We start from the raw sequence: 4169 nt of genomic DNA on the forward strand, positions 1-4169 counted from the left end.
CCGCCGCCCGGAGGGTTTTCGCGCCAAAGGCCGCCTGGCTTCGTTGCTCCTCAGTCGAAGATCCAGGGAGGATATTCTCCTTCGTTGCGCCTCGCCATCCGGCCTTTGGCGCGAAAACAGGACCCCGCGGAATTTTCGGACACGCTCTAAACATTGAACTCCCAGCGCAGCAGGCGAAGTGTGCGCTCATTGCGTAGCGGGTCACCCGCGCTGGTTCCCGGTGGGCCGTTCAAGGCATCTGCTCGCTGGAGATGCGCAGCCGGGCGAGCAGCACCGTTCGCAGGTGCAAATCTGAAAAGGTTTCGATGCGCTTCACCGCCGCGTCGAAGCTGTCCAGCCACTCCGCATGCACAGGATGGATGAAGCCAGCGTCCTGTTCCGTCCACCGTCGCAGATTAGCCTTGCCGACCTCGATCAACTCCGGACGCTCGCGAATCTTCGCCGCCGTGGCCTGGTCCAGGGCCAGATTGATGGCGTCGATGTGCGCGTGCGGATTGCAGTTTGACATGGCGCCAAACCAACCGTCCGACAGCAGGGATTCAAGCGCGGCGGACTAGGGACTACGGACCAGCTAACCGCAAAGCTGTGCTCTTTTTCCGGGTGGATCAGGACGCTGCCTTTGCGGCCGCAACGAGCTTTTGGAGGTATTCGACGGCGTGGCGTTTGGCCTGGATGTAGCCGGCATCGGATGCGCCGTGATCGGATAATTCCAATTCCAGGACCGCCGCGTTCAAGGGATCGGTCAAGGAAAGGTTCGGTTTGATTTCTCTCAGTTCGGAGATTCCCGCCACGACGGCGAGTTTCCGCGCATCTTGAATTCGTTCGGCGCGCGCGGCTTCAAACACCCAGGCCCAAAAAGCCAGATCGCGCATGCGCGTGGTCTTTCCGCGCTTGCCTTGGGGTTTCCATTCCACGTGCACCGCCGCCTTGCGCCCCAGCATGAAGGCGATCTCATCCAGCCACGTGTCCGTGAACCAAAATGGGAACGCCTCCGCAAACACGTAACCGAGGGTTTCGATCCATCGCCGCGTCAAGACCGGGTAACAAACCTGCTCCACCACGTGATACGGATCGCGGTCCGTCAAATATCCGAGCAGAATGCCATCCGCATGAACTCCCATCGTGCGGCGCACGGCGTCGTCCCAGGCGTCGCTCGTCATCACGAAATCATCCGCCAACGCGAGATAAATACCGTCGCGCCGCGCTTCGCGGAAGAGCGCATTGTAAGCCGTGCCGAGGCAGGGATTACGCGGACCGGTATAAACTCGGCACCGCGGATCCAACTCTGGCGCCTCACTCGGATCGTCGGCGTCGCGATAGACATAGATGGCGAGCAGTTCGGGATGCGCGGCGCGGCCCAGGAGCGAATCCGTGCAAACTCTCAGCGTCTCCGGACGGCCACGCGTCGGAACCAGGCAAGTGATGAGATCAGGCATAGTCCTGACATCGGGCAATTCGTTACATCGTTCAATGGTTAAATCGTTAAATCGGTTAATCCCAGTGGCCCCGCGAAGCACTGAGTCATATCAGTCTGGAGTGAGGTCCAAATACGTGTTGAGAGGCGGCTGGCGTATCTCCCGCGACTCTCCATTCTGCCACCGAATTTCCACGCGATCCACTTGCGGGATTTGCCCCAGGCCAAAATGGACTGTGTTCGGACGTTGGGCGCGATAGGAATCGCCGGTCACGATCTGCTGCGCAGCCGCGCCGTTCGCGTGCCGGATCGTGATTTTCGCGCCCACGGGCGACACGCCGCGCCCCTGTTCGCGGAGGCGAAAGCCAATCCAATTGCCTTCGGCCTCCAGTTCGTTCCGGAACACTTTCAGCGTTTGCTGTCTCCTGGGCCAGACCTCAAACGTCGTGACCAGTAAATCGACTCGCCCGTCGCCATCCAGGTCATCCGCGACCACGTTCCGCGAATCAGCTTCCAGCGCGACTCCTATCAAATGTCCGATCTCGACAAAGGACTCCCCGTGCTGGTTCCAGAGCAATCGATTCTTCTCATAGCCGCCATACGAATGCCCGCGCCCGCGAGTTCGCGGGAATTTCGCGCCGAAAAACGCCGTCGGCACCACGCCTTCGTTCGAGTTCGCCGCGTAGATATCGTGCAGCCAAAACTCCGGCTCGTATTCCCGCACCGATTGTTTCGATTCGTGTCCGTTCGCGATATAAACATCCGGAAAACCGTCGTTGTCGAAATCCGCCGCCCCGGCTCCCCAGGACCAACCCGTGCGCGCGATGGAATCATTCAAAGAAGTTTGAGCAAAACCGCCCCTTCGAGCGTCCCCCAGGAAAAGCCGATTCCCGTACGTCATCGCCCGCCGTGCGCCGGCTGCGTCCCAATCCGCCGCCCGGTGCAAGCCGAGCGCTTCCAGGCGGTCCGCCGTCGGTGAGTTCATTCCGATCATCAGAAAATCGAGCTGTCCGTCCGTGTTGAAGTCTGAAAACAGGTGCGCCATGCCGAATCCGCGCGATTCCCCAACCCACTCGCGCGTCACGTCGCGGAAGCGGCCTTGTCCGTCGTTGGCGTAAAGATCGAGGCCGGCAAAATCGCTCACCACGAGCAAATCCAGATCCCCGTCGCGGTCAAGATCCGCGAAGGACGCGCTGTAAGCCCGGCGCCGGCGCTTCTGCTCCAGGCCGGACTGCGCGGTGCCGTCTGTGAAGTGGCCCTTCCCGTCATTCAACAGCAGATAAGAGGGATGGCCGTCGTTGGCGTCGAAGTAAGGCCGCGGCATTTGTCCGCGCTCGAATGGCGCTTTGTACTGGCCGAGCCACACATCGAGATCGCCGTCGCCGTCGATGTCGCCGCAGGTCATGGCCTGGCCGTATTTCAGGTGAGGATTGATCTGCCAGACGAGCTGGCCTGCCTCTTCAAATGCGCCGCTCGCGGAGCCGCGAAATAACGCGAGGCCCTCGAACTTGGCGCACAGAAAATCCGCCGCTCCGTCTCCGTCGAAGTCGGCCATCAGACCGGTGAAAATCAGGCCCGGCGAATGTCGGCACAAGGCCTCGGACCCCAAGCGGCCGCCTTCGCGTTGGCGAAAGACGAGGTTCTTCGCGGCAAGGATGATCTCGGATCGTCCGTCGCCATCGAGATCGTACAGGATAAGCGGGTCGATAAAATAGGAACCCTTGGGCGGCAGAAGCTCCTCGGCCAGTATAGGCCGGAATCCTGGCTCGCCATGCCGTATTTTGATTTTGAGGCGGGTCGCGTCGATGCGGCTGACGCCGGGAAGCTCTGCGCGTTGGCGCGCCGGCGCCCAATCCACGAGGAGATCGCCCTCCAACGCCGCACGCGCGGTTCGGGTCGCGTTGATCAAATGCGCGGAGAAATAGAAGGCGCTCTGTCCGGGCAACCCATTGGTCGTGGTCTCGAACCGGTTTTGCCGAAACTCGGCTTGAGTCAGTTGCCAGCCGTCGCGCTGCTGCTGATCCAGAAACCGCCGCCACTGCTCCGGACGCCAGAGCGAACGATCCGCCATTGGTTCCCACGCTGAAATGCGATGGCCGAGCGGCCGAGCCGGCGGATATTTCGCGATAATCAGCTCGTCAAACGGAAAGGCTCGCACGGTTCCAAGACGATTGGTCGCGGCGTTGATGGAATCCCAGAGCCGATCGAACACCAGCCCGCAATGCTCCGCCAGTCGCTCCATGGCCCAGAGAGTCTGGTCCATTTCCTGTTCCCTCGCTTCTAGCCGCGTCAGTTCGTCCGCCAGCTCGCCAACCGAACGCCCGTCGCTCCCCGGAAGAACCTCGTCCTGGCTCGGATCTCGGCGTTCACGCAGCAACAACCCGGCAGCCAGGGCGGCGCACAACGCCCCCGCGAGGATTAGGAGGCGGTTTCTTTGGCGAGGTCGGGCCATGGCGAGACTACAATTGGGTCGGTGACGGCTGATTCCACAAACTGGTCTTCAGCTAGAAGTCATAGCCTTTAACGTCAAGGACATTCGCGCGCGATGCGGGGCTTTCATCTTATCCAACGTCCTTGTTTTCCTTTCACCCGACCGGACTAAGGGTCTGTGCAAAAATAAATTCCGGTTTTGCTGGAGGTGATTTTGCTTTCAGGCACGACGAAGGAGCATAGCCAGGGCTCTGCGACTGAGGAGAAACGAAGCCAGAAAGCGAAATCGCCCCAGCCCTCCGGGGCGGGGCGGCGCCTGGCCGGC

3 protein-coding genes are annotated in these 4169 nt (G+C 60.9%); all 3 read right to left on the reverse strand.

Translation table 11 applies throughout. From position 1 onward, the window contains the following. Positions 1-229: 229 nt before the first annotated feature. Positions 230-508 (reverse strand): hypothetical protein, encoded by a 279-nt coding sequence (locus FJ398_26410; protein ID MBM3841418.1) that lies wholly within the window; start codon positions 506-508, stop codon positions 230-232. 97 nt (positions 509-605) lie between these two features. After that, entirely contained in the window at positions 606-1436 is an 831-nt protein-coding gene (locus tag FJ398_26415; GenBank protein MBM3841419.1) for a glycosyltransferase, read from the reverse strand. A 90-nt stretch (positions 1437-1526) separates the two neighbouring features. After that, positions 1527-3866 carry a CRTAC1 family protein gene (locus FJ398_26420; protein MBM3841420.1) on the reverse strand — a complete coding sequence of 780 codons (2340 nt, stop codon included), beginning with the start codon at positions 3864-3866 and terminating at the stop codon, positions 1527-1529. Positions 3867-4169: the final 303 nt, after the last annotated feature.

It is taken from the genome of Verrucomicrobiota bacterium, assembly GCA_016871535.1.
Classification (GTDB): domain Bacteria; phylum Verrucomicrobiota; class Verrucomicrobiia; order Limisphaerales; family SIBE01; genus VHCZ01.

Bases quoted from the DNA above. Each gene is read 5' to 3' on its own strand.
- FJ398_26410 (MBM3841418.1), bottom strand. From the start codon at position 508: ATGTCAAACTGCAATCCGCACGCGCACATCGACGCCATCAATCTGGCC.
- FJ398_26420 (MBM3841420.1), bottom strand. From the start codon at position 3,866: ATGGCCCGACCTCGCCAAAGAAACCGCCTCCTAATCCTCGCGGGGGCG.
- FJ398_26415 (MBM3841419.1), bottom strand. From the start codon at position 1,436: ATGCCTGATCTCATCACTTGCCTGGTTCCGACGCGTGGCCGTCCGGAG.